Raw genomic sequence first — 2,179 nt, forward strand, 5'->3', positions numbered from 1 at the left:
CCGCCCCCGGTCGCGTTCGTCCACGGTGGCAGGCCCGCACCGGCTCAGGTGTACGCCGGTGCGTCGGCGCCATACAGCTCCCGGTGCCACAGGTCGGCGCAGACGCGTTCGATGCCGGCCGTCAGGTGGCGGCGGTAGGTGGTGAAAGGGAGGCCGAGTCGTTCCGCGGCCAGCTCCTGGGTGGGCGTGCCGCGCAGGAACGTGACGGACAGCGCCCGGTGGGACTTGACCGAGCGCGGATCCTCCCGCAGGTCGTCGATCGCCTGGCGGAGCAGGTCACCCAGTGCCGTGGCCGGGCTCTGCCCGGCCCGCTCGGCGATCAGCCTGGTGCGCGTCAGCGGGGAAGCGGCCAGCGCGTCCAGCCGCGACAACTGGCGCAACGCCTTGCGAACGGCTTCGGCGAACTCCGCCTGGGACAGCACCGCCAGCTCCGCCGTCGCGGCAGGGCCCGCGTGGAGCGGGCGGTTCATCCGCTCCAGCCACGCCTGCGGCGGCACCGCGCGCCAGTCATGAACGAACAGGCCGTACGCGTCGTCCCCCAGTTGTGGCTGCTCGGCGATGTCACGCATCCCGTACTGCCGCCGTAAATGCTTCGGATGCCTTATCTCGATATATGACCATGCCATCCGCTCGGACCGCAGACAATTGCCGATCACCCGCCACTGGATCAGATCCATCACCGGCGAGTTCCCCCGATACGGCGGCAGCGCCCACAGCCGGCTGACCGCCAGATGTTCACCGGCGCGCAACGGCGTGGTGGCACGCGCATGCGCCCACGCCCTGGCCACGATGGGATCGGCCGCAAGCTCCTCCTCATCCGGTTCCGCCAACCGCAACCACGCGGAGAAAGCCACGGGCTCGCCGGTTTCGGTCCGCCGATACAGCCGGAACGCCTCCGGCTGACGTTCCGCCCAGAAGGCGGCGCAGCCCGCACCCTCCGCCGCCACCCGGAGCAACGTGCCGACGTCTTCCTCCCGCAACACCTCTTCCTGGAACTCGTCGTGGCGGCCACGGAAATCGGCCGGCGCCCCCTTGTCGCGATGCAGGTAGAGCAGCGCCGCCACCGCGCCGGGCACGTCCACGTCGTTCGCCGTGCGCACCCGCTCCGCCAGCTGCGCGTGAATGCGGTCGTGCATCGCCGCGTACCCCTCGGGATCCCGCCACCGCAGGTCCGCCTCCAGCAGCTCCCGCACCACGTCATGCGGAAACAGCCCGCGGCTGCTCGACTCCACGAACGGCAACCGCCGCAACCACCGGAACAACCTCCCGGCGTCCTCCGGCAAGGCCGCCCGCAGCAGGTCCTCCGTCGTCGTGTACGCATGCGCGCAGATCTCCAGAGCATGCCGGTGCGCCGCCGAAGGCAGCTCGCCCACCAGCTGATCCAGCAACGTGGCCACCACGTCCTGATGCGGCGTCCACCTCCGGCCGGCCCCGCCGTCCTTCACCGCCACGGCCGCCCCCAGCAGCAGCGCCAGCGGATGACCGGCGGCGAAGGCCAGCAGCGGCTCGCGCAACTCGGCCGGCACCCCGGAGGAGTCCATCAGGGCCTGCGCGTCCCCGGCCCGCAGGTCGCGCAGCGGCAGCACCTCCAGCGCCCCCGCCCATCCCGGATCCGCCTGCCACCGCATGTCCGGCGGGTTCCGCCCCGCGATCACCACCAGCGCCCCCATGGGCACCCGTGGCAGGAACCGCTCGCGCAGCCATCCCTCCAATCCCTGAATGCGTTCGAAGTCGTCGACCAGCAGCACCGCGTCCGCATCGCGAAGCACCAGCCCGGCCTCGGACGCCGGGTCCAACATGCGCCCGTCCACCATGGACACCGGCCGCCCCGCCACCTCGGCCTCGTGAGCGAACCGCCGCAACAGGGCCGACTTCCCGATGCCGCCGGGACCGTGCACGTACAGAACGCTGCAGCCGCCGCCGTACAACGCCGCGTTGAAGACCGCGAGCTCTTCCTCCCGCCCCACGAACGCCATCTCGCGCGCTGCTTGCAGACGCCATCCCAGCAAGCCGGACTTGTTGTGACTCCCCGATGACATACCCTGGCCCTCTCCGAACGCCCGGTCGATCATGAGCTCCCGTTCTCGATGTCGTAGCCCACGCCGGGGTGGGGCCGTCGTCGTGGTGGCCTGCCGCGGCGGTCGGGGCGGTGTTCGAAGTGCCACCACTCGTTGTCGTA

The 2,179-nt window shown here is 71.2% G+C and carries 1 protein-coding gene; it reads right to left on the reverse strand.

Features of this window, described 5'->3' with window-relative positions; genetic code table 11:
* Positions 1-44: 44 nt before the first annotated feature.
* A complete protein-coding gene (locus ACWEPL_RS65145) occupies positions 45-1,976 on the reverse strand; it encodes an ATP-binding protein (protein ID WP_452443063.1) in 1,932 nt (643 codons plus the stop codon).
* Between the last annotated feature and the right edge of the window lie 203 nt (positions 1,977-2,179).

Source organism: Nonomuraea sp. NPDC004186, assembly GCF_053603495.1.

Coding starts and splice junctions, on each gene's coding strand:
- ACWEPL_RS65145 (WP_452443063.1), bottom strand. CDS start 1,976: ATGGCGTTCGTGGGGCGGGAGGAAGAGCTCGCGGTCTTCAACGCGGCG.